This window comes from Nocardioides sp. NPDC127514, assembly GCF_040302125.1.
Taxonomy (GTDB): domain Bacteria; phylum Actinomycetota; class Actinomycetes; order Propionibacteriales; family Nocardioidaceae; genus Nocardioides.
In genome coordinates this window covers 138,704-164,146 of record NZ_JBEORF010000009.1, presented here as the reverse complement: position 1 = coordinate 164,146, position 25,443 = coordinate 138,704, and the positions used below count along the sequence as shown (strand labels likewise).

The 25,443-nt window shown below is 69.2% G+C and carries 25 protein-coding genes and 3 tRNA genes; 20 read left to right on the top strand and 8 right to left on the bottom strand.

Annotated elements, in window-relative coordinates:
* The first annotated feature begins 146 nt into the window (after positions 1–146).
* From ABTX24_RS09505 to ABTX24_RS09475, 7 genes are all read left to right on the top strand, one after another.
* Positions 147–1,001 carry an urea amidolyase associated protein UAAP1 gene (locus ABTX24_RS09505; RefSeq protein ID WP_350839121.1) on the top strand — a complete coding sequence of 285 codons (855 nt, stop codon included), beginning with the start codon at positions 147–149 and terminating at the stop codon, positions 999–1,001.
* Positions 998–1,789, top strand: a complete 792-nt coding sequence (locus ABTX24_RS09500) for an urea amidolyase associated protein UAAP2 (RefSeq protein WP_350713829.1) — start codon at positions 998–1,000, stop codon at positions 1,787–1,789. The genes ABTX24_RS09505 and ABTX24_RS09500 overlap by 4 nt, the downstream gene beginning before the upstream one ends.
* Positions 1,786–5,472, top strand: a complete 3,687-nt coding sequence (gene uca, locus ABTX24_RS09495; protein WP_350839119.1) for an urea carboxylase — start codon at positions 1,786–1,788, stop codon at positions 5,470–5,472. The genes ABTX24_RS09500 and uca overlap by 4 nt, the downstream gene beginning before the upstream one ends.
* On the top strand, positions 5,469–7,166 hold the full coding sequence (gene atzF, locus ABTX24_RS09490; protein ID WP_350839117.1) for an allophanate hydrolase: 1,698 nt from the start codon (positions 5,469–5,471) through the stop codon (positions 7,164–7,166). Before uca ends, atzF begins: the two co-directional genes overlap by 4 nt.
* Before the next feature lie 310 nt (positions 7,167–7,476).
* The gene (locus tag ABTX24_RS09485) at positions 7,477–8,163 is read left to right on the top strand and encodes a TetR/AcrR family transcriptional regulator (protein ID WP_350839115.1); all 687 of its coding nucleotides are present in this window, start codon (positions 7,477–7,479) and stop codon (positions 8,161–8,163) included.
* 151 nt (positions 8,164–8,314) lie between these two features.
* Positions 8,315–9,553 (top strand): hypothetical protein, encoded by a 1,239-nt coding sequence (locus ABTX24_RS09480; protein WP_350839113.1) that lies wholly within the window; start codon positions 8,315–8,317, stop codon positions 9,551–9,553.
* Between the two features lie 96 nt (positions 9,554–9,649).
* Positions 9,650–11,041: a cytochrome P450 gene (locus ABTX24_RS09475; protein WP_350839111.1), complete on the top strand. Its 1,392-nt coding sequence runs from the start codon at positions 9,650–9,652 to the stop codon at positions 11,039–11,041.
* A gap of 27 nt (positions 11,042–11,068) precedes the next feature.
* On the opposite strand, the gene ABTX24_RS09470 is transcribed toward ABTX24_RS09475, so the two are convergent.
* Positions 11,069–12,019, bottom strand: coding sequence for a helix-turn-helix transcriptional regulator (locus ABTX24_RS09470; RefSeq protein WP_350839109.1), 951 nt, complete (start codon positions 12,017–12,019; stop codon positions 11,069–11,071).
* Positions 12,020–12,103: 84 nt separating this feature from the next.
* Here ABTX24_RS09470 and ABTX24_RS09465 point away from each other — a divergent pair, with 84 nt between their 5' ends.
* Genes ABTX24_RS09465 through ABTX24_RS09455 form a run of 3 tightly spaced genes read left to right on the top strand, consistent with a single transcriptional unit; the run spans position 12,104 to position 13,645 of the window.
* Positions 12,104–12,739 (top strand): histidine phosphatase family protein, encoded by a 636-nt coding sequence (locus ABTX24_RS09465; RefSeq protein ID WP_160026217.1) that lies wholly within the window; start codon positions 12,104–12,106, stop codon positions 12,737–12,739.
* The gene (locus ABTX24_RS09460) at positions 12,736–13,065 is read left to right on the top strand and encodes a YnfA family protein (RefSeq protein WP_350839107.1); all 330 of its coding nucleotides are present in this window, start codon (positions 12,736–12,738) and stop codon (positions 13,063–13,065) included. The genes ABTX24_RS09465 and ABTX24_RS09460 overlap by 4 nt, the downstream gene beginning before the upstream one ends.
* 10 nt (positions 13,066–13,075) lie before the next feature.
* Complete coding sequence (locus tag ABTX24_RS09455; protein ID WP_350839106.1) at positions 13,076–13,645, top strand: NUDIX hydrolase; 570 nt, start codon at positions 13,076–13,078, stop codon at positions 13,643–13,645.
* Between the two features lie 267 nt (positions 13,646–13,912).
* Here ABTX24_RS09455 and ABTX24_RS09450 read toward each other — a convergent pair whose 3' ends face one another.
* A complete protein-coding gene (locus ABTX24_RS09450) occupies positions 13,913–14,128 on the bottom strand; it encodes a hypothetical protein (protein WP_350713821.1) in 216 nt (71 codons plus the stop codon).
* Positions 14,129–14,292: 164 nt separating this feature from the next.
* Between ABTX24_RS09450 and chrA the strand changes: the two genes are divergently transcribed.
* Positions 14,293–15,426, top strand: coding sequence for a chromate efflux transporter (gene chrA / locus ABTX24_RS09445; RefSeq protein WP_350839104.1), 1,134 nt, complete (start codon positions 14,293–14,295; stop codon positions 15,424–15,426).
* 102 nt (positions 15,427–15,528) lie between these two features.
* On the opposite strand, the gene ABTX24_RS09440 is transcribed toward chrA, so the two are convergent.
* The 3 genes from ABTX24_RS09440 to mobA form a co-directional block, all read right to left on the bottom strand.
* Positions 15,529–16,116 carry a bacterial proteasome activator family protein gene (locus ABTX24_RS09440; RefSeq protein WP_350839102.1) on the bottom strand — a complete coding sequence of 196 codons (588 nt, stop codon included), beginning with the start codon at positions 16,114–16,116 and terminating at the stop codon, positions 15,529–15,531.
* A gap of 14 nt (positions 16,117–16,130) precedes the next feature.
* Complete coding sequence (locus tag ABTX24_RS09435; protein ID WP_160026223.1) at positions 16,131–17,105, bottom strand: NAD(P)H-quinone oxidoreductase; 975 nt, start codon at positions 17,103–17,105, stop codon at positions 16,131–16,133.
* A gap of 150 nt (positions 17,106–17,255) precedes the next feature.
* Positions 17,256–17,825 carry a molybdenum cofactor guanylyltransferase gene (mobA, locus tag ABTX24_RS09430; RefSeq protein WP_350839100.1) on the bottom strand — a complete coding sequence of 190 codons (570 nt, stop codon included), beginning with the start codon at positions 17,823–17,825 and terminating at the stop codon, positions 17,256–17,258.
* Positions 17,826–17,977: 152 nt separating this feature from the next.
* On the opposite strand from mobA, the gene ABTX24_RS09425 reads away from it, so the two are divergent.
* The 4 genes from ABTX24_RS09425 (at position 17,978) to ABTX24_RS09410 (ending at position 20,959) form a co-directional block, all read left to right on the top strand.
* Positions 17,978–18,754: a carbon-nitrogen hydrolase family protein gene (locus ABTX24_RS09425; RefSeq protein ID WP_350839098.1), complete on the top strand. Its 777-nt coding sequence runs from the start codon at positions 17,978–17,980 to the stop codon at positions 18,752–18,754.
* Positions 18,755–18,839: 85 nt separating this feature from the next.
* The gene (locus ABTX24_RS09420) at positions 18,840–20,549 is read left to right on the top strand and encodes a hypothetical protein (protein WP_350839096.1); all 1,710 of its coding nucleotides are present in this window, start codon (positions 18,840–18,842) and stop codon (positions 20,547–20,549) included.
* Positions 20,550–20,598: 49 nt separating this feature from the next.
* Entirely contained in the window at positions 20,599–20,829 is a 231-nt protein-coding gene (locus ABTX24_RS09415) for a biotin/lipoyl-binding carrier protein (RefSeq protein ID WP_141801890.1), read from the top strand.
* Positions 20,830–20,871: 42 nt separating this feature from the next.
* Positions 20,872–20,959 (top strand) — tRNA-Ser (locus ABTX24_RS09410).
* A 19-nt stretch (positions 20,960–20,978) separates the two neighbouring features.
* On the opposite strand, the gene ABTX24_RS09405 is transcribed toward ABTX24_RS09410, so the two are convergent.
* Positions 20,979–21,284, bottom strand: coding sequence for a hypothetical protein (locus ABTX24_RS09405; protein WP_160026227.1), 306 nt, complete (start codon positions 21,282–21,284; stop codon positions 20,979–20,981).
* Positions 21,285–21,374: 90 nt separating this feature from the next.
* Here ABTX24_RS09405 and ABTX24_RS09400 point away from each other — a divergent pair, with 90 nt between their 5' ends.
* The 3 genes from ABTX24_RS09400 to ABTX24_RS09390 all read left to right on the top strand — a co-directional run bounded on the left by ABTX24_RS09400 (position 21,375) and on the right by ABTX24_RS09390 (position 22,396).
* Complete coding sequence (locus tag ABTX24_RS09400; protein ID WP_350713842.1) at positions 21,375–21,869, top strand: hypothetical protein; 495 nt, start codon at positions 21,375–21,377, stop codon at positions 21,867–21,869.
* Between the two features lie 43 nt (positions 21,870–21,912).
* A tRNA-Ser gene (locus ABTX24_RS09395) sits at positions 21,913–22,006 on the top strand.
* Positions 22,007–22,186: 180 nt separating this feature from the next.
* Complete coding sequence (locus ABTX24_RS09390; RefSeq protein ID WP_350839094.1) at positions 22,187–22,396, top strand: hypothetical protein; 210 nt, start codon at positions 22,187–22,189, stop codon at positions 22,394–22,396.
* A 15-nt stretch (positions 22,397–22,411) separates the two neighbouring features.
* On the opposite strand, the gene ABTX24_RS09385 is transcribed toward ABTX24_RS09390, so the two are convergent.
* Positions 22,412–23,458, bottom strand: a complete 1,047-nt coding sequence (locus ABTX24_RS09385; RefSeq protein ID WP_350839092.1) for a LuxR family transcriptional regulator — start codon at positions 23,456–23,458, stop codon at positions 22,412–22,414.
* A gap of 107 nt (positions 23,459–23,565) precedes the next feature.
* Here ABTX24_RS09385 and ABTX24_RS09380 point away from each other — a divergent pair.
* Positions 23,566–23,638 (top strand) — tRNA-Arg (locus ABTX24_RS09380).
* Positions 23,639–23,815: 177 nt separating this feature from the next.
* Here ABTX24_RS09380 and ABTX24_RS09375 read toward each other — a convergent pair.
* The gene (locus tag ABTX24_RS09375) at positions 23,816–24,133 is read right to left on the bottom strand and encodes a tyrosine-type recombinase/integrase (RefSeq protein WP_160026230.1); all 318 of its coding nucleotides are present in this window, start codon (positions 24,131–24,133) and stop codon (positions 23,816–23,818) included.
* A 115-nt stretch (positions 24,134–24,248) separates the two neighbouring features.
* Here ABTX24_RS09375 and ABTX24_RS09370 point away from each other — a divergent pair, with 115 nt between their 5' ends.
* Positions 24,249–24,626 carry a hypothetical protein gene (locus ABTX24_RS09370; protein WP_350839090.1) on the top strand — a complete coding sequence of 126 codons (378 nt, stop codon included), beginning with the start codon at positions 24,249–24,251 and terminating at the stop codon, positions 24,624–24,626.
* The last annotated feature ends 817 nt before the right edge of the window (positions 24,627–25,443 follow it).

The following is a 25,443-nucleotide window of genomic DNA, read 5'->3' as shown; positions in this document are numbered from 1 at the left end:
CGATCGACCGACAGGGAAGAATTTCTCCGACTCCGACCCCACATTTCGGACTCAGGTTTCCAACAGTCTTGGTTTGCCCCCGACGCCCTTGACCTACATGCTTACCTGTCAGTCGACAGGTTAATCATGCTTCAAGGAGGACCCGGGTGGCGCTAGCTGCAGACCACAGCACGGACACGGTGCTGAACGCACGGGCAGATGCTCGCGCGCAAGGGGGGCAGGTCAGCGACTGGATGCCGTACCTACCGGCTTCGTCGAGCCCGTTCTGTCCGGACGACGTCGACCCGGACACCCTGACGTGGGCCGAGACCGTCGCCCCCGGGAGCTACACCCACAAGGTCCTCGCCCGCGGTACGCGGTTCCGGCTCGAGGACCCGACCGGTGAGGCCTGCGCGCACACCCTCGTCTACAACGCGCTCGAGCCGACCGAGCGGCTCAACGTCGCGGACACCCAGAAGATCCCGTGGCAGGCGTACCTCGGTACCGGCCACCCACTGCTCTCCGGTGACGGCCGGGTGCTGGCCACGATCATCGCCGACACCTCGGGCCGGCACGACGCGTTCTGCGGGACGAGCACCGCTGCCTGGAACGCGCTGCGCTACGGCACCGCGCTGCCGGAGGGGCCAGCGCCGGCCGGCCGTGACCTCTTCGTGAAGGCGGCTGCCAAGCACGGGCTCGGGCCGGCCGACGTACCTCCGTCGGTCTCGTTCTTCCAAGGAGTCCGGGTCGCCTCGGACGGGAGCTTCGACTGGATCGGCTCGTCAGGGGCGGGTACGTCGGTCGAGCTCGTGGCCGAGCTGCCCCTGATCGTGCTGATCGCCAACGTCCCGCACCCGCGCGACCCGCGTCCGGAGTATGTCGTCGGGCCGCTGCGCGTGCACGCCTGGCGTACGCCGGAGACAAGGCCCACCACCCCGGCGGACGAGCGTTTCGACGCCTCTCCCGAGGTGCGGCGGGCGTACCTGAACACACTCGACTATGCGGAGGCTCGGGGCCTGTGACTACCACGATCGACAACCCGGTGATGAGGCCTGTGACGACCATTCCCGTCCCTGTGACCACCTATCTGACGCCCGACGGGCAGCTGGTCTCCAGCGTCCCGGTCGGCGCGTCGTACGCCGACAACACTCACCTGGAGTGGGGTGACCCGCTGGTGCCGGGTGCCGTCGTGCTGGACGAGCAGGTGGCTCCGCGGGCCTCGTGGTCGGGTGTCGTACGTGCCGGGCAGGTGTTGACGATCGTCGATGTCGGCGGCAACCAGTCGGGTGACTGCCTGCTCTACAACGCGCACCACACCGACGAGCGCTACAGCGCTCCGGACACGCTCGCGTGGCAGGACAACGCCTACATCCGCACCGGGACGGTGCTGCGCAGCAATCTCGGTCGTGCCCTGATGACCGTCGTCGAGAACGAGATCGACCGCCAGGACACCATCGGCGGCGCCTGCTCGCGCGAGTCCAACACGCTGCGCTACGGCCACCACGTGATGTATCACCACGGTTGCCGCGAGAACTTCCTGACCGAGGGCGCCAAGCACGGGCTCGGCATGCGCGACATCGTCTCCAACATCAACTGGTTCATGAACGTGCCCGTCGAGGAGGACGGTGCCCTCGGCATCGTCGACGGCATGTCTGCGCCCGGGAAGCGTGTCGCGCTGCGCGCAGAGATCGACACCCTCGTGCTGATCTCCAACTGCCCGCAGATGAACAACCCCTGCAACGACTTCAACCCGACGCCGCTGCGGATGATCGTGTCCGAGCCGGATGTCGACTACGAGGCCGACGCATGACCTTTGGTTCTGAAGCTGGACTGTCCTTCGACACCGTCCTGGTCGCCAACCGAGGGGAGATCGCCCGCCGGGTGATGCGCACCGCGCGCGAGCTCGGGATGCGTACGGTCGCGGTCTTCTCCGAGGCCGACCGAGCGGCACCACACGTGCGGGAGGCCGACGAGGCCGTGTGTCTGGGCTCCGCGCCCGCACGGGACTCCTACCTCCGTGGCGACCTGATCATCGCAGCAGCCCTGCGCACCGGCGCGGGGCTGCTCCATCCCGGCTACGGCTTCCTCTCCGAGAGCGCCGCCTTCGCCCATGAGGTGGAGGCCGCGGGGCTTCGGTTCGTCGGCCCGACGCCCGAGCAGATCAGCGCCTTCGGCGAGAAGCACTCGGCCCGGCGGCTCGCGGAGAACGCCGGGGTGCCGATGCTCGCCGGCACGGGGTTGCTCTCCGGGCCGGACGAGGCGGCCGAGGAGGCCGCTCGGATCGGGCTGCCGGTGATGGTCAAGGCGACCGGCGGTGGTGGTGGCATCGGGATGACCGCGTGCAGCTCGGAGGAGGACGTCCGGGTCGCGTTCGAGCGGGTCGCCCGGCTCGCCCAGACCAGCTTCGGCACCGCCGGGGTGTTCCTCGAGCACCTCGTGCGGCCCGCCCGCCACGTCGAGGTGCAGATCTTCGGCGACGGGGAAGGCCAGGTCGCGGTGCTCGGCGACCGTGACTGCTCGCTGCAGCGCCGCAACCAGAAGGTGATCGAGGAGGCGCCCGCGCCCTCTCTTCCTGAGCACGTGCGGACCGTCCTGCACGACTCCGCGCGCCAGCTCGCCAAGTCGGTCTCCTACCGCTCGGCCGGCACCGTCGAGTTCGTCTACGACCCGGGCCGCGAGCTGATCTCCTTCCTGGAGATGAACACGCGCCTCCAGGTCGAGCACGCGGTCACCGAGCAGGTGATGGGCATCGACATCGTCGAGCTCATGCTGCGGCTCGCTCGTGACGGCGTCACCGCCCTGCCCGACGAGCTGTTCCGCAAGTGCCCCGCACCGAAGGCGTACGCCGTCGAAGCACGCGTCTACGCCGAGGACCCGGCCAAGGACTCGATGCCATCGTCGGGCCTGGTCACGCGGGCCGTGCTGCCGACCGAGGCTCCTGGCGTCCGGGTGGACTCCTGGATCGAGACCGGGCTCGAGGTCTCGCCCCACTACGACCCGCTGCTCGCCAAGGTGATCGCCACCGGGTCGACCCGCGACGAGGCGCTGGACAGGCTGGGCTCCGCGCTCGCGCAGACCCGGATCGACGGGATCGTCACCAACGTCTCGGCGCTGCGCGCGATGACGACGTACCCCGAGCTCCGCTCGGCGACGCACTCGACCTCGACCCTGCCCGAACGTGCCAAGGACGGCCGCGGCGGGGACCCCGATCCGCGCATCGACGTGCTCGACCCGGGCGTGCTCACGACCGTCCAGGACCTTCCCGGCCGGGTGGGCTACTGGCAGGTCGGCGTACCTCCGTCGGGTCCGTTCGACCCGGTCTCCTTCGCCGAGGCCAACCTGGCCGTCGGCAACCACCGGGGTGCCCCGGGCCTCGAGGTCACGGTGCCGCTGGCAACCGGCCGGGCGACGGCCGTGGGGCCGACGCTGGTGTTCTCCGATCCCGCCGTCGTCTGCGTGACCGGTGCCCCCATGCCGGTCAGCGTCGACGGCGCCCCCGTCCCGCAGTGGGAGCCGATCGAGCTCCCCGCGGGGGCGACGTTGACGCTGGGTCGCACCGACGGGCCGGGCCTGCGGACCTACATCGCGGTCCGAGGCGGCTTGGACGTGCCGGACTATCTCGGCAGCGCCTCGACGTTCACGCTCGGCGGGTTCGGCGGTCACGCCGGGCGTACGCTCCAGCGCGGTGACGTGCTCCGTCCCGGAACCGCGGTCGACCCGCAGGCGCAGCCCGCGGCGACCCCGGTGTCACGGCGGCCGGCGCTGACCAACACCTGGGAGATCGGCGTCACCGAGGGCCCCCACGGTGCCCCGGAGTTCTTCACGCGCGCGGACCTGGACCAGCTCTACTCGGCGAGCTACCGGGTGCACCACAACTCGGCTCGCACCGGCGTACGCCTGATCGGGCCCAAGCCGACCTGGGCCCGTGCCGACGGTGGCGAGGCCGGGCTGCATCCCTCGAACATCCACGACACCCCCTACACGGTGGGGTCGCTCGACTTCACCGGCGACACCCCGATCATCCTCGGTCCCGATGGACCGTCGCTGGGCGGCTTCGTCTGCCCGGCGGTCGTCGCCAGCGGCGAGCTGTGGAAGATCGGGCAGCTGCGGCCCGGCGACACGGTGCGGTTCGTGCCGGTGCGGGAGGGCAAGGCCGCCGGCCTGGTCAACCACCGGGCCTCCCTGACGGTGGCCGGCGGAGCGGGTGGCGACGGCGACGACGGTGTGCTGGGCCGGTTGCCCGAGACGTCGGCGCGCCCGGAGGTCACCTACCGACGCAGCGGGGACAACTCCCTGCTGGTGGAGTACGGGCCGATGACCCTCGACCTGGGGCTCCGGATGCGGGTGCACGCGCTGCAGTCGGCCCTGGCCGAGCACGCGCCCGCCGGCATCATCGACGTCACCCCCGGGATCCGGTCGCTGCAGGTGCACACCGACTCCTCGGTGCTCCGGGCCGGCCAGGTCGCGGGGCTGCTGCGGGAGCTGGAGGAGGACCTACCCGCCACCTCGGAGCTGACCGTGCCCTCGCGGCGGGTGCGGCTGCCGCTCTCCTGGGACGACCCGGCGACCCGGGAGGCGATCGAGCGCTACACCGCCGGCGTACGCGACGACGCGCCGTGGGCGCCGTGGAACATCGAGTTCATCCGCAGGATCAACGGGCTCGGCTCGGTCGAGGAGGTCCACCGGACCGTCTTCGACGCGACGTACCTGGTGCTCGGGCTGGGCGACGTCTATCTGGGCGCGCCGGTCGCGACGCCGCTGGACCCGCGGCACCGGCTGGTGACGACGAAGTACAACCCGGCGCGCACGTGGACGGCGGAGAACTCCGTCGGCATCGGCGGGGCGTACATGTGCATCTACGGGATGGAGGGGCCGGGCGGGTATCAGCTCGTCGGGCGGACGACGCAGGTCTTCAACCGCTTCCGCCGGTCCACCTCGGCAGGCGGGCTCTTCCACGACGACCCGTGGGCGCTGCGGTTCTTCGACCAGATCGAGTGGTACCCGGTCTCTGCCGAGGAGCTTCTGGAGCTTCGGGCCGAGGTGGACGCCGGACGCGGCGAGTTCGAGACCAGGGAGGGCACCTTCTCGATCAAGGAGTACGACCGCTTCCTGACCGCCAACGCGGACTCGATCGCCGCCTTCCGCGACCAGCAGTCCGCCGCCTTCGAGGAGGAGCGGCAGCGCTGGATGGCGGCGGGGGAGTTCGACATCTGCGACCGCATCGACGCGCGGGGCGAACCGTCGGAGGTCGACGTGCCGGAGGGGTGCGTGCAGGTGACCGCGCCGTTCACCTCGACCGTCTGGAAGGTCGTCGCGAGCCGTGGTGCGCGGTTGACCCAGGACGCCCCGCTGATGGTGGTCGAGGCGATGAAGATGGAGGCGAGCGTCCCGGTTCCGGTCGCCGGCGAGGTGGTCGAGGTCTACGTGAAGCCGGGCGAGCAGATCGTTCCGGGGCAGGTCATCGCCGCGGTTCGGCCCCTGGACGCGCCTTGATCCACTCACTTCCAGGTGGTGCGGTCGCCCGCGCCACCGAGGCCCTGGACCGCATCGAGGCCTCGGACCGGCCGGAGATCTGGATCTCGCTGCGTACGCGTGACGACCTGCTCGAGGAGGCCGCCGCCATCGACGCGAAGGTGGCCAGCGGAGAGGTCCTGCCGCTGGCCGGACGCCTGCTGGCGGTCAAGGACAACATCGACGTCCGCGGCCTGCCGACCACCGCCGGAGCGCCCTCGTTCGCCTACCCGCCCACCGCTGACGCCACTGCGGTCGCCCGGTTGCGGGCAGCCGGTGCGCTGGTCGTGGGGAAGACCAACCTCGACCAGTTCGCGACCGGCCTGGTCGGCACCCGGAGCCCGTACGGCGCGGTCCGCAACGCCTGGGATCCGAGCCGGATCTCGGGTGGATCCTCTTCGGGCTCGGCGGTCGCGGTCGCTCTCGGTCTGGTCGACCTCGCGCTGGGGACCGACACCGCCGGCTCCGGCCGGGTGCCGGCGGCGCTCAACGGCATCGTCGGGGTCAAGCCGTCGCGCGGGCTGGTGCCGGTCACCGGCGTCGTGCCTGCCTGCTACACGCTCGACTGCGTCACCGTCTTCGCCCGAGATCTCGGATCCGCCCGGGCGGCCGCGGAGCTGATGGCCGGACCCGACCCGTCGGACCCGTTGTCGCGTACGTTGCCGGCGGACGCCGGTCTGCCGCCGGCGCCGCGGGTGGCGGTGCCGACCGGTGAGCATCTCGACGGGCTCGCGCCGGGGTGGGCAGCCGCCTTCCGGGCCGTGGTCGCGCAGCTTGCCGCCGCGGGGATCGAGATCGTCGAGACCGACATCTCGCCGCTGCTCGAGGCCGCCAGACTGCTCTACGACGGCGCCTTCGTCGCCGAGAGGTACGCCGCAGTGGGCTCCCATCTCGACGCCAACCGCGACCTCATCGGGACCGACCTGGACCCGACCGTCGCCGCGATCGTGCTCGCCGGGGCGTCGGCCACCGCAGCCGACTGGGCACGCGACGTGGCTCACCTGGCGCGCCTCGGGGCGGCAGGGAAGGAGGCCCTCGCGGGGTGCTCGGCGTTGCTGACGCCGACGACGACGTGGCATCCGACGCTGGCCGAGGTGGCTGCGGATCCGGTGGGCGCGAACGCGCGCATGGGCCGCTACACGAACTTCGCGAACCTGCTCGACATGGCCTCGCTCGCGATCCCGGCCGGCCAGGTCGGCGGACTGCCCTTCGGTGTGATGCTGACCGGCGCTGCCGGCAGCGATCGCACCCTGGCCGCGCTCGGCCACACGCTGCTCAGTCCCTGTGTCGATCTCTTCGTGGTCGGCGCGCACCTGTCGGGACAGCCGCTCAACCACCAACTGGTCGAGGCCGGTGCAACGCTGCTGCGCCCGGTGTCGACCTCGGCCGACTACCGGCTGTTCGCGCTCGAGACGGTGCCGCCCAAGCCCGGACTGGTCCGGGTGGGTGCAGCCGGGAACGGGGTGCCGATCGAGGGCGAGCTGTGGCGCGTCCCGGCCGCGGGCTTCGGGACGTTCGTGGGTGGCGTACCTGCTCCGATGGTCATCGGAAAGGTCACGCTGTCGGACGGCTCGTCGGTTTCGGGATTTCTCGTCGAGCCAATTGCCGTCGATAAGGCTGCTGATATCTCGGCGCACGGTGGTTGGCGTCGTTACCGGTCTGAGCAGGGCCTTTAACGTTCAGCGTGGATATCGGTTACGGGACCGGGGTCATTCCTCCAGGTGGCACACGACTCTGTTCAGGGGCCTGATCCCCCGTCACACTGGGCAGAATCCGCCAGCATTATCGCCCCGGGAGGATGCTGTGCCGCGCTTATCGGTTCTTCCTGCCATACACTTTGTTGACAGGGAATTCAACCCTCCTGTGGGACTTTCGACTCTGTTCTTTAGGGGAAGAAGACTCTTTCGAGTCTTCCCCGAAACTCGGGAGGCCGCTTAGATGGCGTACATGACAACTAGGCGTTCTCGGCCCGGCCGCCCCAGGCATGTGCCCGATTCGGGTACCGCCTCACCCCGTGACCAGATCCTCGATGCCGCTGCGCGACTCTTCGTGTCCCAAGGCTTCGCGGCGACGTCCACGCGCGAGATCGCCGACCAGGTCGGCATCCGTCAGGCCTCTCTCTACTACCACTTCGCAGGCAAGGACGAGATCCTCGTCGAGCTGCTCCGTAAGTCGGTTCGTCCGACCACGGACAAGGTCGACAAGATCCTCAACCAGGTGCCGCCGCTCGATTATGAGACCGCTCTTTATCTGCTGGTTCTCGTCGACGTACGCACGCTTGCCGATGTGGATCACAACGTCGGAATGCTCTACATGCTGCCGGATGTGACCAACGGTGAGGTCTACACCGAGTTCCGCCAAGAGCACGAAGAGCTCGCTGCTGCGTACGCCGATCTGGCCAGCAAAGTGGCCTCGGAGAAGGTGCTCGAGGGCGTCAGTCTGAAGCAGCTGGGCAACATGCTCATCCAGCAGGTCGAAGGCGTCATCAGCATGCGCGCCGAGATGATCACCAAGGACACGGTCCGGAGGATCACGTGCCCGGAGGCGTGGGCGATCGCCTCCTCGTGCCTGCGGATCTGCGGTGTCAGCCAGGACAAGATCCAAACAGCGAACGCGGTTGCCGTGGAGATGCTCGACGACTTCCTCGAAGACAGGGTTCGCGAGCCGGCCTGAAAGGCAGGCTGACAAGTCGGTAACTGGTGGGTAGGGCTTGCGCGTGTGAGTTGCCCTGTTGAGGCTTGAACGACACACTTTCCGAGCCCGTTGCCCGCTTCCCCACCGCGAGGACCCCACACGTGTGCATTGACCCTTCCGGAGGCCGCTGATGGCCCGGAAGCAGACAGCCATCCTCTCCGTCACCCGCGGGGTCACGACGCTCAACGGCCTGGTGGTCGATCGCCCGTGGGGCGAAGACCCGCACCAGGCAGGCATCCGTGCCGTGCGGGAACAGCTCGCCGGCCCGAGCCGCAAACCCGTCCAGGTCGTCGCGACCGATGACGAGGCCCGCGTCCGGATGGTCGTCCATCCCGACGGGCGGGTCACCGACGTCGAGACCCTCGAGGTCTTCGGGAGCTACGGCTCGCCCGACGACGTACCCGGCGCGGCCTGGCTGCCGGCCGGCTCTGGGCCCGTGATCATCCAGGGCGTCGTCGAGCCGGACCCTGAGCCCGAGCCTGAGCCGTACGTGCCGCCGGTCCTGGCTGTTCCGGCGCCGGCTGTCGAGCCACCTCCTGCGCCTGAGCCACCTCCTGCGCCCGAGCCGGAACCCGAGCCCGAGCCGGAACCTGAGCCGGAACCCGAGCCGGAACCCGAGCCCGAGCTGGCGCCGCCGCCCCCGGCACCGGCCCCGCCTCCTCCGGCACCGGCGCCGGTGCCTGAACCGGAACCAGAGCCGGAAGCGGAGCCTGAGCCCGAACCAGCGCGCGGAGCCCCCGCCAGGAGGGCTGTCGCCGGACCGTTGGTGCCGCTGCACCACCTGGAATCGACCCCTTACCGGCGGTCGCGGATGACGCGTCGCGGCCGGGTGGTGCTGGTCGTCCTCGTCATCCTGCTGCTGATCCTGATCTACGAGGTCGTACGCGGCGTGGTGACCGGTTCCGACGCCTCGGACACGAAGGAGCCGCAGAGCCAGCAGTCGGCGCCGAGCGCGGGGGCCAGCGAGGAGGCGCCCTCGGAGACACCCTCGCCGAGCGCGTCGGCATCCTCGGTCCGCGTCGAGCCGACGCCGACTCCCACGCCGACGCCGACCCCCAAGCCGACCAAGAAGCCGGCGCCCGAGCCGACCAGGACGCTGTCGGTGGAGGCGATCGCGATGACCGAGGCCATCGGGCTGCGGATCGACGCCAGCAGGCTGCCGGTGACGGCCACGATCGCGATGGATCCGTGGGGTGCGCCGGAGCGGTTCACGCGTACGGTCACGATCACCGAGCCCAACCAGCTCGTCGTGGTCAAGCCGGTCGCCTCCGGGCACGCGGAGTGGAGCGTCCGGGTCGACGGTGCCAAGAAGGTCACCGGCTACACCCACTCCTGGCCCAAGGGCGATCGCGAGTTCGTGCGGCGCTGACCCGCCTGGGCTGAATTGCTACCAGGGTCGGATGTGGCGGCCTCCGGTGCGGCGTACGCTGCATGAGAACGTGTTCCTGCGCCTCGGAGGTCTCGCATGCCGCTCAAGATCACGCCGCCCGCCGGCACCCGCACGATTGCCGGCCGAACGCTGGGCCGCACGCTGGGCACGGTGGAGCGCACCGCCAAGCAGGGCGTGCGCTGGGCGCTGGGGCACGGGTTGCCGCGTACGGCGATCGTTCGTTCCGCGCGAAAGGGTGACCTCCAGGGTGACCTGATCCTGAGCGGGCCCGGGTCGCACACCTTCGATCTGGTCGACCTGTTCGAGGAGTTCCGTGTGCGCGGGCCGCTCTACCAGGGCGGGTTCAGCCACCTCGCGGTCGACCACGAGGTCATCAAGGAGGTGCTGACCAGCAACGACTTCATCACCGGGTTCTTCGCGCCCGACGAGTCGGGCACCGGCCTGCTGGCGAGGGCGGCGAGCTGGTCGGCCAGCGACGTCTTCGCCCCGCTCCAGCCGCCGTCGCTGCTGGCGACCGAGCCGCCGGAGCACACCCGCTACCGCAAGCTGGTCACCCGCGTCTTCACGGTGCGTGCGGTCGAGAAGCTGCGCGCTCGCACCGAGGAGATCGCCCGGGAGCTGCTCGACGACCTGGAGAAGGAGGCCGCGTCCGGGGCCGACGTCGACCTGGTCACCCGCTACTGCGGGCTGCTGCCGATCACGGTGATCTCCGAGGTGCTCGGCGTCCCCGTCGACCTGCGCGAACGCATGCTCGAGCTCGGCAAGGGCGCGGCGCTGAGCCTCGACATCGGGCTGGACTGGCGCACGTTCCGCGACATGGAGGCCTCCCTGGAGGAGTTCGACACCTGGCTCCGCGGCCATCTGGAGTATCTCGCCGAGCATCCCGGTGACGACCTGCTCAGCCAGCTCGTCGCCCTCCGCGACGACGGCGACCGGCTCAGCGAGCGGGAGCTGCGGGCGATCGCCGGGCTGGTCTTCGCGGCCGGCTTCGAGACCACCGTGAACCTGATCGGCAACGGCATCGCGCTGCTCCACGACAACCCCGATCAGCTCGAGGTGCTCAAGGCGCAGCCCGACCTGTGGTCGAACGCCTCCGACGAGATCCTGCGGCTCGACCCACCGGTGCTGCTCACCGGCCGGGTCGCCCGGCGCGACTCCACCATCGCCGGCCAGGCGATCCCGCGCGGCACGATCATCAACACCGTGCTGGCCGCCGCCAACCGCGATCCCGCCGTCTTCACCGACCCGCACACCTTCGACGTCACCCGCGAGAACGCCCGCGACCACCTCTCCTTCTCCAGCGGCCGCCACTTCTGTCTCGGTGCCGCTCTGGCCCGGATGGAGGGCGAGATCGGCCTCCGTCTCCTCTTCGAGCGCTTCCCCGGCCTCGAGCTCGTCGGCGACCGCGAGCGCCACCCCACCCGCATCCTCCGCGGCTACTCGCACCTCCCCGCAAAGCTCTCCTGACGATTCGTCCGGGGTAGTCCGGGAGCGTCAGCGGGCGGCGGCGTCGAGGAGTCGCTGGCCGAGGTCGGCCACGCAGCGGCGTACCTCGTCGCCCTCGACCACCCGGAAGGGGACGGCGCGGCGGGCGAGCTCCTGGGCGTACCAGTCCGGACTGTTGGTGCTCCCGACGAGACGGCAGTGGTCGTCGTCGATCGGCTCGAGGCGGCCGAGGACGCGCGGAAGATAGCGGTCGACCTCCTCGAACGGCGCGTCGAAGACGACCTCGACCGCATAGGCCCAGCCCTCGCCGAGGTGTTCCTCGACCTCGGTGACGGGGTCGATCTCGGGACGTACGAAGCTGGTCTCCTCGATGTCGACGGCGCCCATCCGGTCGACGCGAAGCACCCGGCGCGCGCCGGCGGTGTGCGACCAGCAGAGCAGATACCAGCGGGCGTGGCGTACGACGACCGCCCAGGGGTCGACGACCATCTTGCGCTCGTTGCCGTTCTCGGTCGTGTAGGCGATGGTGGTGCGCCGCCGGGAGTCGCAGGCCTGGACCAGGCTGGTGGTGACGTCGGGATCGGGCGAGACGGCGCTCTGGTCGGGAACGGCCGAGATCGTACGCCGCACCGCGGCCACCGTCTGGGACAGCGACTCGGGCAGCACCCGGCCGATCTTGCCGACGGCGCTCCCGACCGGACCGGTGGCGTCGGCGATGTCGTGGTGACCGTCGAGCAGGGCCATCACCAGACCGAGCGCCTCCGCGGTGGTGAAGATGAGCGGCGTACGCATGCCTCGGCCGAGGCGATAGCCACCATAGGGACCGCGCTCGGACTCGACCGGGATTCCCGCCTCCCGCAGGATCGCGACATAGCGCCGGGCGGCGCGCTCGGTGACCCGCAGCCTCTCGCCCAGGCGCTCGGCGGTGATGCCGGGGGAGGACTGCAGCAGCTCGAGGGTGAGCAGCGCCCGAGCGGTCGGGCTCTCGTCATGTCCCATCGTGGCGGCTCCCGGAAGTAGTTCGTCCGGATTCACATTAGTCCGTCACGTCCAGCACGGTGGGTCCCGTACCCTTACCGGCATATGAGACTTCTGCTGATCAGACACGGCCAGACCCCGAGCAACGTCTCGGGGGCGCTCGACACTGCCTTCCCGGGGGCGGGGTTGACCGAGCTCGGACTCTCCCAGGCCGCGGCGGTGCCGGATGCGCTGGCGGGGGAGCGGATCGCGGGTCTGTACGCCTCCCGGCTGGTGCGTACGCAGCTGACCGCCGAGCCGCTCGCCAACCGGCTCGGGATGCCGGTCGTCGTGCAGGAGGGATTCGAGGAGATCAGTGCCGGCCACTTGGAGATGGCCACCGACAAGGAGTCGGTGACGGCCTATCTCGAGGCGCTCGGCGACTGGATCCGCGGCACGCTCGAGACCCCGGTCCCGGGCGGCGAGGCCGGCCACGAGTTCCTGGCGCGCTTCGACGCCGCGGTGCAGTCGGTGGTCAAGCAGCACGATCCCGATGACACCGTCGCGATCGTCTCGCACGGTGCGGCGATCCGGATGTGGACCGGGCTGCGCACCACGCGGTCGCCCGCCTTCGGCGACGACAACCGGATCCGCAACACCGGCCTCGCGGTCGTCGAGGGCAGCCTGGAGGAGGGCTGGACGACGATCTCCTGGAACAACGACCCGCTGGGCGGTGCGCACCTGATCGGCGACGGCTTTTGATCCTCCGCTCGCTCCTGCTGTTCATGCTGGCGGCGATCGCCGAGATCGGTGGCGCCTGGCTGGTCTGGCAGGGGCTGCGGGAGCATCGCGGCTGGCTCTGGGTGGGCGCCGGGTTCATCGCGCTCGGCCTCTACGGCGTCGTCGCCACGCTGCAGCCCGATGCCCACTTCGGGCGGATCCTGGCTGCGTACGGTGGTGTCTTCGTCGTGGGCTCGATCGCCTGGGGGATGGCGATGGACGGCTACCGCCCTGACCGCTGGGACATCGCCGGTGCGGCGCTGTGCCTGGCCGGGATGGGCGTGATCATGTACGCGCCGCGTGGGTGAGGATGGCGCCATGGCCTCTGCGGATGACTCCCCACGCACCTTCGTCCCGGTACCTCCGGAGGAGCGGCCCCGCCGCACCCGGAGCACGGTCCGAGTGCTCCTGATCGACGACCGCGACCGGATCCTGCTCTTCGCCGACTCCGACCCGGGCATCCCGGGAGCGCGCTGGTGGATCACTCCCGGAGGCGGCATCGACCCGGGCGAGAGCGAGCGAGTCGCCGCGGTCCGCGAGCTCGAGGAGGAGACCGGCCTCCGGGTCGCCGAGGCCGACCTGCTCGGGCCGACGATGCGGCGCACCGTGGTGCACGGCTACAGCGACGTGGTCATCGACCAGAACGACGTCTTCTACGCGTGCTGGGTGCCGGCCTTCGAGGTCTCCACCGCCGGCCACACCGAGGATGAGCTGCTCACGATGGCCGAGCACCGCTGGTGGACGCGCGAGGAGCTCGCTGCGACCGATGAGGAGATCTGGCCGGCGGTGCTGCTCGACCTGTGGAAGGACGCCGACGTACGCCGCGACGCGGCCGCCTCCGACCCTGCCGATGGCGGATGGGTGGAGGAGTCGTCGGTCCCGGCCTGACGTACGGGCTCTGGAAACGCCGCAGCCGACCATCCCCCTCGATGGTCGGCTGCGGTCTTGCGAGATCTGGTCGACATCCCTCGGTGCGACGAGACCTCTCGCGTGTGCCGTCTGCTCGAGCGTGAATCCCCCGATCCCGCTCGTGCGACGACACTCAGTCCGTGGTGCGGCCCCCCGACCGCGCCCTGGCCCTCCCCCTCAGTAGGCCCAGGGCGTCCACCCACAGCATCAGGCTGTGTACGACGGACCGAAGATGTAGGCGCATGGTCAGCGGAAGGCGCCGAGTGCGACGATGCCGGTGGCCGCCACAGCGGCGACGCCGAACATCGTGGTGCCGACGGCCGGCGGCATCCCGCCGCGGTGCTTGTGCTCGGACGGGTCGGGCTTGCGGAGGCTGCGGACGGCGTCGAGCACGTTGTTGCGGAGCGACTCGACGGCGGTCAGGTCACTGCGGTGACGTGCGGTGATCGTGGTGGTAGCCATGGTGTTCCTCTTCTCGGCGGACGGCGCTGGCCGCCCGTTGTCCGGCGGCCTTCACGTGAGAGAAACGGGGTCGCGACCAGGTCATGACGCAGCTTTTTGCCACTTTGGGGTTACGGAAGATCCACAACTAAGAAACATCAGGCCGAGCCCGTACGCTGCGCGTCATGACCACGTTGGTGGAGATCACTCGGGAGTGGGGCCGGATCGGCGTCATCGGGTTCGGTGGTCCGCCCGCCCACATCCGCCTGCTGCGCGAGACCGTCGTCGAGCGGCGTGGCTGGGTGGAGCCGGAGGAGTTCGAGGACGCGATCGCGACCTGCAACCTGCTCCCCGGACCCTCCTCGACCCAGCTGGCCATCTTCACCGCGTGGCGGGTCCGTGGAGCGCTTGGCGCTCTGGTCGGCGGGCTCGCGTTCATCCTGCCGGGGTTGGTGCTGATCCTCGCCCTGGCGGCGCTGTTCCTGGGCGACCCGCCCGCATGGGTGCTGGGTGCCGGCGCCGGTGCCGGTGCGGCGGTCGCCGCGGTCGCGGTCCAGGCGGGCTGGGCGCTGGTGCCGTCCTCCTACGAGCGGACCCCGTCGCGTCCGCGATGGATCCTCTACGCCGTCGTCGGCACCGTCGCCGCCGCGACCACCGGGGCCTGGGTCGTCCTCGTGCTCGTGGGCGCCGGGCTCGTCGAGGTGGCGATGCGGAGGCCGTGGCGTACGAACTCCTTCCAGTCCCTCCTGACCGTGCCGGTCCTGGCCCAGGGAGCGCTCACCACCGCGGTGGCCGCGCCGCTGGCGTGGACGGCCTTCAAGGTCGGCGCGCTGTCGTACGGCGGCGGGTTCGTGATCATCCCGCTGATGCAGTCCGATGCGGTCGACCGCTACGGCTGGATGAGCGACGCCGAGTTCCTCAACGCGGTCGCGCTCGGGCAGATCACCCCGGGCCCGGTCGTCCACACCGTCGCGGTCGTCGGGTTCGCGGCCGCCGGACTCCTCGGGGCACTGGGTGCCGCCGTGATCGCGTTCGGGCCGTCGTTCGTGATGATCATCGCGGGCGGACGGCACTTCGAGGCGCTGCGCTCCTCGCCGCTCGCACGTGCCTTCCTCGACGGCGCCGGGCCGGCTGCGATCGGTGCCATCCTCGGGTCTGCGGTCCCGCTGGCGATGGCGACGAGCGAATGGTGGCAGTGGGTGGTGCTGGCCGCCGCCGGCGTACTCCTGCTGCTGCTCAAGCGTGGGGTCGTGCTCACGCTGCTGCTCGCGGCAGGGGTCGGGGTCGTCGTGGCTCTCGCCGGCGGGCCGCTGCCGTGAATGCTCACCGAGGTAACTCGGCCGGTGCGCGCTTCCCTCGCGGAGTTCCACGAAGGAGGTTGGGGTTCACCGAGTTACCTCGGTGAACATCCGCCCCCTTGCCTAGAGGTAGAGACCGCCGGAGGAGCCGTGGTCGTGCTGGCCGTCCTGCTGGGGCCCGCCCTGGCCGGGGGTCGGCTGACCCTCGGGGGAGAGGCTCACACCCGGCGGCAGGCCCTTGCGGATCTGCTCGAACTGGGCGCGCGCGGCGACCTGCTGGGCGTAGATGGCGGTCTGGATGCCGTGGAAGAGACCCTCGAGCCAGCCGACCAGCTGCGCCTGCGCGATCCGCAGCTCACCCTCTGACGGCGTCTGCTGCTCGGCGAACGGCAGCGAGAGCCGCTCCAGCTCCTCGACCAGCTCGGGCGCGAGCCCGGACTCGAGCTCCTTTATCGAGGCCTGGTGGATCTCGCGGAGCCGGTTGCGGGAGGCCTCGTCGAGCGGGGCGGCCTTCACCTCCTCGAGCAGCTGGCGGATCATCGAACCGATCCGCATCACCTTCGCGGGCTGCTCCACGAGGTCGGTCACATCGCGCTCTTCGTCCCCGCCGGCCTCGGGCGCGGTGGCGTCCTTGAGTACGTCGGCGGGCACCGCGATCGGCTGCCCGTCGGGTCCGATGACCACGACTTCCCCGGTCTGCTCCTGCGTCATGGGCTCAACCCTACCTAGCCTGCGGTGGTCAGCAGGATCTTGCCGGTGTGCGTGCCGGACTCCATGAGCCGGTGCGCCTCGGCGGCCTCCGCGAGCGGGAGTACGTCCTGCACGACCGCCTTCACCTCACCGGCCTCGACCATCGGCCAGATGCGCTCGACGACCTCGGCGCAGATCGTCGCCTTCTGCTCGACCGGGCGGCCGCGGAGGTTGGTCGCGATCACCGCGGCCCGCTTGCGGAGCAGAGCGTTGATGTCGAGCTCGGCCTTGGTGCCGCCCTGCATGCCGATGATGACCAGGCGGCCCTCGGGGTTGAGGGCGTCGATGTTGCGGGCGAGGTACTTCGCGCCCATGTTGTCGAGGATGACGTCGGCGCCGCCGTAGACCTTGGCGACCTCGACGAAGTCCTGGTCCTTGTAGTTGATGACCGCCTCCGCCCCGAGCGACTTGGCGAGCTCGGCCTTCTCCGCCGAGCCGACCGTGGTGATCACCCGGGCGCCGATCTGGCTGGCGAGCTGGATCGCCATCGTGCCGATCCCGCCGGCACCGCCGTGGACCAGGAACGTCTCGTCGGGCGTCAGTCCGCCGACCATGAACACGTTGGACCACACGGTGGTGGTGACCTCGGGAAGCGCTGCGGCGGTGACCAGGTCGACGCCATCGGGCACCGGCATCACCTGTCCGGCCGGGACGGCGACCTTCGTCGCGTAGCCGCCCCCGGCCAGGAGCGCGCACACCTCGTCGCCCTCCTGCCACTCCTCGACGCCCTCGCCGACCGCGGAGATCACGCCGCTGCACTCCATCCCGATGATGTCGCTGGCGCCCTTCGGCGGCGGGTAGAAGCCCTGACGCTGCAGCAGGTCGGCCCGGTTGAGCCCCGCGGCGGCGACGTCGATCACGACCTCACCAGCTGCCGGCTCCGGGTCGGGACGGTCGGTGACGGTGAGGACCTCGGGCCCTCCGGGCTGCTCGGCTACGACGGCTCGCATGCCTCAACCCTAGGGGTGCCGAGCTGTGGTGAGTTGCGGCCCCGGCGTCGTGTAACACGTCGTTCGTAGCACTATCCGGTCGTTCTGAACGACCGGATAGTCGGTGTAACAGCGTGTTACAGCTCGCGCGCGAGCCGCCACGGCGATTCCTCAGAGCGACTTGAGGTCCGTCCAGGTGTCGATGTCGCGGTGCTCGTCGCCCTCCGAAGGGACCTCGACGAGATCGAGGTCGGCCAGCAGCTTGCGCAACGGCATCCCGTGCTGCCCCTCGTGGTCCGGGCGGACCTCGGCGAGCCGCTCGGTGGAGAGGACCAAGGCCAGTTGTCGGCGCTCGTCGGGCCCGACGAGCACGGCGCCGTCGTGACCGAACGCCGCCTCCCTGAGCCGCGACAGCGTCCGCGGCCGCAAGAATGGCATGTCGACGGCGATCACCCCGACGTACGCCCGCGGGGTCAGCAACGCGTCCACGCCGGTCAGCAGGGCGGCGGTCGGGCCGCCGAAGCGCGGGTCCTCACGGACGAAGGTCACCGGACGCTCGGTGTGCACCGGGTCGCCCACGACGACGACCTCCATCGCGTCGACGACCGCATCCAGCGCCCAGGCCAGCATCGTGCGGCCGCCGAGCTCGATGCCGGACTTGTCGATCCCGTCGAGGCGGGAGCTGCGTCCTCCGGCGAGCAGCACGGCTGCGTACGGCTCCCATTCGTCCCAAGCGGTCACGCCGCCACCTCCGTTGCGCAAGCGCCAGAATACGGACGCGGCGGCGTGAGGATCTCGATGGTCGCTCGCTGACGCTCGCACGCCGCCACCTCCGTCGCTCGACGGCTCACTCGCTGACGCTCGCTCACACAGCGGGACTCTAGTCTGGAGACGTGACCACCTGGAACAGCCTCCGGATCAGTCTCGTGCAGCACGCCTCCGGCCTCGAACCCGACGCCAACCGGTCCCTCCTGAGCGAGCTGACTCCCGCCGACAGCGACCTGGTCGTCTTCCCCGAGGTCTTCGCCAGGGACTTCGGCAAGCCGGGATCCGACCTGAGTCCGTACGCCGAGGCCCAGGACGGGCCCTTCGGGACCGAGCTGTCGCGGGTGGCTGAGAAGCGCGGCGCCACGGTGGTGGCCGGGATGCTCGAGACCAGTGGCGATGCCGACGGTCGACCGTTCAACACCCTGCTCGTGAGGGGCGGTGCGGAGGCGGCGTACCGGAAGATCCATCTCTACGACTCCTTCGGCTACAAGGAGTCGGACGCGCTGGTAGCGGGCGCGATCGAGCCGGTCGTGGTCGACATCGGCGGGGTGCCGACGGGGCTGATGACCTGCTACGACCTGCGCTTCCCCGAGCTCGCGCGGCGTCTGGTCGACCAGGGCGCCGAGCTGATCGTGCTGCCGGCCGCGTGGGTCGCCGGTCCGCGCAAGGTCGACCACTGGCGCACCCTCGTGCGAGCGCGCGCGATCGAGAACACCGTCTTCATCGCGGCGGCCGCCCAGTCGGCCCCTCGTTACTGCGGTCATTCGATGATCGTCGACCCTCTCGGGGACGTTCTGGCCGAGGCCGGCGACGGCGACGGGATCGTCTCCGCGACGATCGATCGAGCGGTGCTCGCGGAGGCGCGTCGCACCAACCCCTCCCTGGTCAACCGCAGAATGTGACCTCGGTCAACAACTCCCCGTCACAGCGGTAAACGGATATCGATGACTCGTTAGGTTCACCCCTTCCCCGGTATCCTCGCCTGTTATGGACCGAGCCCCCCGCCGTCGCGCTGACAAGAGCAAGCGTGGCCGTCGTGCAGCCGGTCGCAGCGAGCCCACACCCGCCTACGTGGAGCCGACCTCGAGCGAGGCGCTGGCGTATGACCAGTGGGCGGAGGACGACTGGAACGGCTATCAGGACACCGGCCAGACCTTCGGCGGGCAGAGCAACGGCCCGGGCTGGAGCGAGAACGGCTGGGCCGACGAGACGTGGTACGACGAGCGTCAGGCGGCTCAGGAGCCTCCCGCCACGGGCGGTGGTCGCCGGATCGCCGGCCGTGCCGAGCCGGAGCAGTTCGACGAGCCGAACGGCTATACGGGCAAGCGAGCCGCGCGGACGGCCCCGGAGGAACCCTCCTACGGCGGCTACCCGGCGCCGGAGTACCGGCCCGAGCCAGCGCCCGCCCTGAGCGGGCCGACCGCGCCGCCGCCGAGTGCCTGGCAGGCGCCGGCCTACTCCACGCCTGCCCCCTACCTCGGTACGACCGGCCTGACGCAGGCGCCGCAGACGCCGCCCCACATCCAGCAGCCCGCGTATCAGCCCGACCCCTACCAGTCCGGCCATCTCGAGCCGGTCCACGAGCCCGCCGGCCCCTACGACACCGAGACGTCCGGTCGGCCCACGACCGCCGCCAAGGTGACCTCGTTCCTCGCGCAGCCGCGGGTCCCCGGAGCCGGTGCTGCCCGCGCGGGCCTCGGCATCATCGAGAGCCTGACCGCCGGCACCGTCCGGGCGATCTGGCTGGCAGCGCTGGCCGTCGGCGTGCTCGGCCTCGTGGTTAGCGCCTTCGACCTGGGCCCGGAGATCTTCGGCGGCCTCGGCGCCGTCGTGGTCGGCACCGCGTACACCTTCGCGCTGGCTCACCGCACCGGTGGCCGCCCGCTGATCTTCGGCTCCCTGGCAGGGGTTGCCGGGATCGTCGTGGTGCTCGTGGACAACGAGGCGCTGCGTACGGGTGCGGCGGTTCTCGTCGCATCGGTGGCGGCGGTCCTCGCGGTGATGGCCACCGTCCCGTCGCGTCGCTTCCCGAAGACCATCCGGGAGACGTTCATCGCTGTCGGCATCGCCGCGCTCGGCAGCTTCGCCGCGCTCGGCTTCGAGCCGGTGGTGATGGTCTCCCGATTCGAGTACGCGACGCTGGCCTGCTCGCTCGCGATCGCCTTCTTCGCGGTCTACCGCCTCGGTGCCGGCCTGCACGGCCTCGGCCGGCGCGGTGCGATCATCGTCGGCATCGGTGGCCTGATGCTCGCGCTCACCCTGATCTACGCGGAGATGCTGCGCCGCTACGGCAGCACCGGCCTGATGGACTCGGTCGACGACATGCAGCGCTGGTGCCGCATCCACATCGGTGGCTACCCGCACCCGATCCAGGCGCTCTTCGGGGTCCCGGCGCTGGTCTGGGGCACCCACATGCGCTCCCGGCGTCGCCAGGGCTGGTGGGTCTGCCTCTTCGGCGTCGCGCTCACCGCGCCGGTCGCCAGCACGTTCCTCAACCCCGACGTCGGGCTCGCCGAGGCGGCTCTCTCGGTCGTCTACAGCATCCTCATCGGCCTGGTGATCGCCTTCGTCATCATCCGCATCGACCTCGCGCTCACCGGCTCGACGGCCGCCGGCAGCGGTCGCAGGGCGGCGCGTGAGGCCGACGAGGCCAGTGCCGTCCGCCCTGAGCCCGGCCGCACCCACGCGCTCCTCTGAGGCGCTCTCCAGCTGGGGCTACCACGCGGTAACCCATAGGTTCTGGGGTATGAGCCGCAGAATCCCCACCACGATCGCTGCCGAGATGGTCGCGAACGTCATGAGCGTCGGAGTGCAGCCCGGGGACAAGGTGGCCGCCGGAGACACCGTCATGCTCCTGGAGTCGATGAAGATGGAGATCCCGGTCCTCGCCGAGGCCCCGGGCACCGTGGTGGCGGTCAAGGTCGCCTCCGGAGACGTCGTCCAGGAGGGCGACGTTCTCGTCGAGTTGAGCGCCTGAGGCTCAGGCGCACTAGACTCGGCCACGCGCCCACGGGCGCATGGAGAGGTGCCGGAGTGGCCGATCGGAACCGCCTTGAAAGCGGTCGTAGGGAGACCTACCGCGGGTTCGAATCCCGCCCTCTCTGCCACAGCTGGGAGTCTTGAGACTCAGACCTCTTGCAGGTGCCGATCCACGTCGATCATCAACCGCCGCAGCTCGAGGAGGAGATCCTCGAGGTCGGTGCGGTCGAGCACGTCGTCGGCGAGAACGGCGAGCCTGCTCAGCAGAGTTCCGCGGTCACGGAGCGCGCTGACATCGGTGAGGGCATGCCACTCCTGACCGGTGTCGAGGACCAGCAACGCCTCACGTACGCCTCCGAGGCGCTGGCGCACCGACCAGCGCCAGAGACCGACGTTGGCCCCCGGACGGGGAGCGGCGATAGCGGTATCCAGGGCCCGAAGAGCATCCGACATATTGGGAAGCACACCTGTCATGACCAGATTGTGACCTAGGTCACGTAAAGGAGCAAGCCGATGCGGCTCTCGGCTCCCGTGTCGGCCACAATGGAGAGCGTGTCATCTGCAGAGCTCACCTACTACCGCCTCGCTCCATCCGTGCAGGCCCGCCTCGTCGGCGCCGCCATGGTCGGCCTGGCGCTCCTGGTCTTCGCCGGCACGGCCGTCGTGATCGCGGCCCGGATCGACTTCGCGTGGATCTTCATCCCGCTCGTCGTCGGCGTCGCAGCGGTGATCGGGTTCGGTTGGTGGCTTCGCAACAAGGCGTACGTCCTGCGCGCCAGCGCCCAGGGCTATCGGGTCGCGTTCGTGCGAGGTGCCGGTGTCCGCGAGGCTCGCTGGGTCGACATCCAGGAGGCGGTGACGACCATGCCCGGCGGCACGCCGTGCCTGGAGCTGCGGCTCAAGAAGGGTGGCGCCACCACGATCCCGGTGACCATCCTCAGCATCGACCGAGAGCAGTTCGTACGCGAGCTGCAGGTCTACCTGAAGGCCACGATCAAGCCTCTCGACACCACTGCGGGTTCGTCCGACGCGCCCTGATTGGTCCCAGGACTGCGGGTCTTGTAGCCTGTTCGAGCGGTATGGAGGCGTCGCCTAGTCCGGTCTATGGCGCTCGACTGCTAATCGAGTTTGGGGCTTAAACCCCATCGAGGGTTCAAATCCCTCCGCCTCCGCCAGTTTCAATGCGTTTGGCCCCCTTCATGAGGGGGCCAAACTGCATTCTGACCTGCAATTTTAAGCAGTGCAAAAGTCCGTACGCCGGAACTTGGGTTACCCGAAAGTCGCCAACCTGCACAATAATCATCCCGTAGGCCTCTCGGCACCAGAATCGGCCTCGAGACCAGGAAGGCAAGAACATGAAGTTCGTACGCACCGCGGCGGCTCTCGCGCTGGCCTCGGCGGCGACGGTGGCGGTCACGCTGTTTCCCGCGGGCCCGGCCCAGGCGGACATCTCCTGGGGATTCGATGCTGAGCCGGACAAGACGGTCCAGTCCGTAGACATCTCCTGGGGTGTGGCTGGCCCAACGGCCTCGAATGCTCAGGCGAAGGACATCTCCTGGGGCTGATCGCCGCGAGTCTATTCAGTCATCGAGGGCGCTCGACCCGCTTCGTCCGATCTCGTAGCCGAGCTGGAAGCGGGTGTCGACGCCGTACTCTTCTTTGAGGTCGGCGACGTAGCCGGCGTACGTCCTGGGGCTGACGCCCAGCCGCTTCGACGCGGCTGGGTCTGAGTGGCCCTCGATGAGCATTCGAAGGGTCATCGACCGCTGCTCGCTAGCGATGTCCTTCAGAGTGGACGGGTCACCGTGGCCGAAGGGCCGCCCCCGTTCCCAGGCTCGCTCGAATACATCGACCAGGTAGGCAACGACGGACGGTTCGCGAACGGCGACTGCTACATCGACGCCGTCCGGGCTGGGAATGACGGCGATCCGGCGATCAAAGATCAGCATGCGATTGAAGAACTCGTCGAGAGTCCGGACCTCACCGCCCGCTGCCGCGATGGCGGAGACGTACTCCCGCGTCTCGCTGCTGCGCCTTGCCGCGTGCTGGTAGAGCGTTCGCATGGTGACACCGCGCTTGATCATCGCCTGCTCCTTGGCGATCGTTTCCGCAAGGGCGTCCCCGCCGGCCCTCCTGTTCTGAGGTTGCGCGGTGAGCGCCTCGAACTCGCACTCGGCGGCGAGCGAGTCGACGAATGGCTGGATTGCCGGGCGATGCACATATGTGAACGGCCCCCGTTCGTCATCTGGTGCTGACCGTCGCCAAGCGTTGCGCAGGGCTGTGAAGTTGTTCGCCCATTCAGCGGACTCCTGGAGCAGGCGAATGCCCTCCTGGGTCATGGGCGCGACGATCTGAGCTTGCACGGTCGCGGGGTCAACGGGCACCCAGCTGGCATCGTCGTCGCCGGACCTGCGAACGAGGCCGAGCTCAGCCAACGTCGCCAACGCGTCGGCGAACTCCCCGCCTTGGATGATCCGCGCGTCACTTGCGGGGATCCCGCCTCTTTCCGCGATGAGCTCGAAGAGCTCGATGCCCTTCGCCTCGAGCAGTGCACGCGTCCTCGGCGTGCGTCCCTCGTCGGTCACGTTCTTCTCCTCGCCGGACGGCGTGGGTTGACGCTTGCTCACGCTCCACCTCCCCGATGCTGTGGCTAGCGCCAGATCTTCTCACACGTGGCGATTTCTGGTCACGGACCATCTTCCGCTAATCTTCTACACGTTGCTTCGGTAACGCTGCGCCTGTAGCTCAACGGATAGAGCATCTGACTACGGATCAGAAGGTTTGGGGTTCGAATCCCTACAGGCGCGCAGCGAATGTGCAAGTAAGAGAAAGGCCCCTGACCAGGCAGAACGCCGGGCTAGGGGCCTTCTTCATGTCCGCAAAGACCGCCGAGTTCAAGGCGGTTGCTAACGCTCCTGCTAACAGGGCCACGGTTTCCCGCGGCCTTCTTCGGTCTCGTCACCGTGCTCATCGGCGCCGCCGTCCTAGTCGGCCTGGTTGGCGAAGCGCAGATTGGCCGACGGGTCAGCGTGACCAAGGCGAGCAGCCACCACGTGCACCGGCACCCCAGCCTTGAGAAGCAAGGTTGCGTGAACGTGCCGGAGATCGTGGAACCGAATGTGGGGGAGTGATGGACCACGGACAGCCTTCGGCTTGGCTTCGTTGATCGCGGCGTACTTCTCGATCGTCTTGGCCAATCGCTGAGTCGGCGCGGTCGGGTAGTAGATCGGCTTACCGAGACCGTTGACGAAGACGAGCCCCGTGTCCTCCCACGCCTCACCGGCAACAGCCGGCCTCTTCATCTGCTCCTTCCGGTGAGCCTTGAGAGCTGCAAGGTCACGTCGTCGAGCGACACTGGGCGCTCCTGGCCGCTCTTGGTGGATCCCTCGGGGCGCTGGTTCTCGACTAGACCAGCCGATGCGCGATGAACACCGCGGGATCCTCGCCGCGCTCCAAGCCGAGCAGTTGCGGCACCGCAACAAGCCCGGTGGTTACTGGATCGCAGAAGCCGACCGCGCCGCCGCAGGACAAGCGCTGATCCGACGTCTATCGCCCAACGAGGCTCCGTGGTGCGTGCTCGCGACTGACGGCGCATACAAGCCGATGGAACACCTCGGCCTAGACGACTGGCCAACCGTTGCCGCTGCAAACTCAGATGACCTCGCCGCGATCCTCCGGCGCTGTCAGGACTGGGAGTCGAACGACGAGCAAGGCCAGCAACTCCCACGCGCGAAGCGCCACGATGACAAGACACTGGCTGTCTGTGATCTGAGAGCACCTCGCAGCACGTCGTGAGCCCAGATCTGTTGAGCGAGTCTGCCGACTCCAGGCCGCTGTCACGGGCCGAACTGGCATGGTTAGAAGATGGACCAGTTTCTAACTCAGGCAGCAATCGTGATCGGCGTCATCGCAACCGCCGTGGGTGTGGTCGCCGGTATCCAGCAATTCACCGCCTCGGCGCGACTGCGACACCTTTCGACGTGGGTCACGGAAACGCTCCCGGGCGAGACTAACGAGGGGCGTTCCGCGACTCTGATGGACATGCGCGCCCTAGCTACAGCTCGACTTGTGGGTCGGCGCTACGTCCCGGACCACATGTTCCTCCCATGTGTGCTTTGGGGCTTGGTGGGATTGGGCCTTTCCGTAGCGGCAATTGACAGCGCTTCGAATTGGCGCTATCCGGTGCTTGTGACCCTTGCTTCGGCCGCTTTCATGGCCCTCCACCTTCCTGGTGCATTACTCCTGCATCGAGAGCGAAACCGGATCACACGTGACTACCTCAAAGGAGTTCATCCAATTCAGGCTCCTCAATTGCCCATAGCCGCCGACGCTGACCCGATCGAAGCCCTTACCGGGACCAACCGGCTGACTCGTGCCCATCGAGGAAAAGGCAGGCCAACCCGAGGAGATCGGCTGGTATCACTCTTCGTGGCCATTGCTCTTCATGTTGGAGTTGGCGGTCTCGCCTGGAGTCTGACGGGGCCAAGTAGTCCCGGGTTCGTCCTGGCCGTCGGAGTGGTGGGCATTCTTATGGTGCTGAGTTTTGCGCCAGCGATATGGGATTCCGCCGTCACGCTTGAGGATGTCCACCAGGTGCGAGAAGCTGACAAGT

Bases quoted from the DNA above. Each gene is read 5' to 3' on its own strand.
- ABTX24_RS09475 (WP_350839111.1), top strand. From the start codon at position 9,650: ATGCCGCTCAAGATCACGCCGCCCGCCGGCACCCGCACGATTGCCGGC.
- ABTX24_RS09465 (WP_160026217.1), top strand. From the start codon at position 12,104: ATGAGACTTCTGCTGATCAGACACGGCCAGACCCCGAGCAACGTCTCG.
- ABTX24_RS09400 (WP_350713842.1), top strand. From the start codon at position 21,375: ATGGAGAGCGTGTCATCTGCAGAGCTCACCTACTACCGCCTCGCTCCA.
- ABTX24_RS09405 (WP_160026227.1), bottom strand. From the start codon at position 21,284: ATGTCGGATGCTCTTCGGGCCCTGGATACCGCTATCGCCGCTCCCCGT.
- ABTX24_RS09470 (WP_350839109.1), bottom strand. From the start codon at position 12,019: ATGGGACATGACGAGAGCCCGACCGCTCGGGCGCTGCTCACCCTCGAG.
- ABTX24_RS09440 (WP_350839102.1), bottom strand. From the start codon at position 16,116: ATGACGCAGGAGCAGACCGGGGAAGTCGTGGTCATCGGACCCGACGGG.
- ABTX24_RS09435 (WP_160026223.1), bottom strand. From the start codon at position 17,105: ATGCGAGCCGTCGTAGCCGAGCAGCCCGGAGGGCCCGAGGTCCTCACC.
- ABTX24_RS09455 (WP_350839106.1), top strand. From the start codon at position 13,076: ATGGCCTCTGCGGATGACTCCCCACGCACCTTCGTCCCGGTACCTCCG.
- ABTX24_RS09480 (WP_350839113.1), top strand. From the start codon at position 8,315: ATGGCCCGGAAGCAGACAGCCATCCTCTCCGTCACCCGCGGGGTCACG.
- ABTX24_RS09390 (WP_350839094.1), top strand. From the start codon at position 22,187: ATGAAGTTCGTACGCACCGCGGCGGCTCTCGCGCTGGCCTCGGCGGCG.
- ABTX24_RS09370 (WP_350839090.1), top strand. From the start codon at position 24,249: ATGCGCGATGAACACCGCGGGATCCTCGCCGCGCTCCAAGCCGAGCAG.
- ABTX24_RS09420 (WP_350839096.1), top strand. From the start codon at position 18,840: ATGGACCGAGCCCCCCGCCGTCGCGCTGACAAGAGCAAGCGTGGCCGT.
- ABTX24_RS09415 (WP_141801890.1), top strand. From the start codon at position 20,599: ATGAGCCGCAGAATCCCCACCACGATCGCTGCCGAGATGGTCGCGAAC.
- uca (WP_350839119.1), top strand. From the start codon at position 1,786: ATGACCTTTGGTTCTGAAGCTGGACTGTCCTTCGACACCGTCCTGGTC.
- ABTX24_RS09450 (WP_350713821.1), bottom strand. From the start codon at position 14,128: ATGGCTACCACCACGATCACCGCACGTCACCGCAGTGACCTGACCGCC.
- ABTX24_RS09375 (WP_160026230.1), bottom strand. From the start codon at position 24,133: ATGAAGAGGCCGGCTGTTGCCGGTGAGGCGTGGGAGGACACGGGGCTC.
- chrA (WP_350839104.1), top strand. From the start codon at position 14,293: ATGACCACGTTGGTGGAGATCACTCGGGAGTGGGGCCGGATCGGCGTC.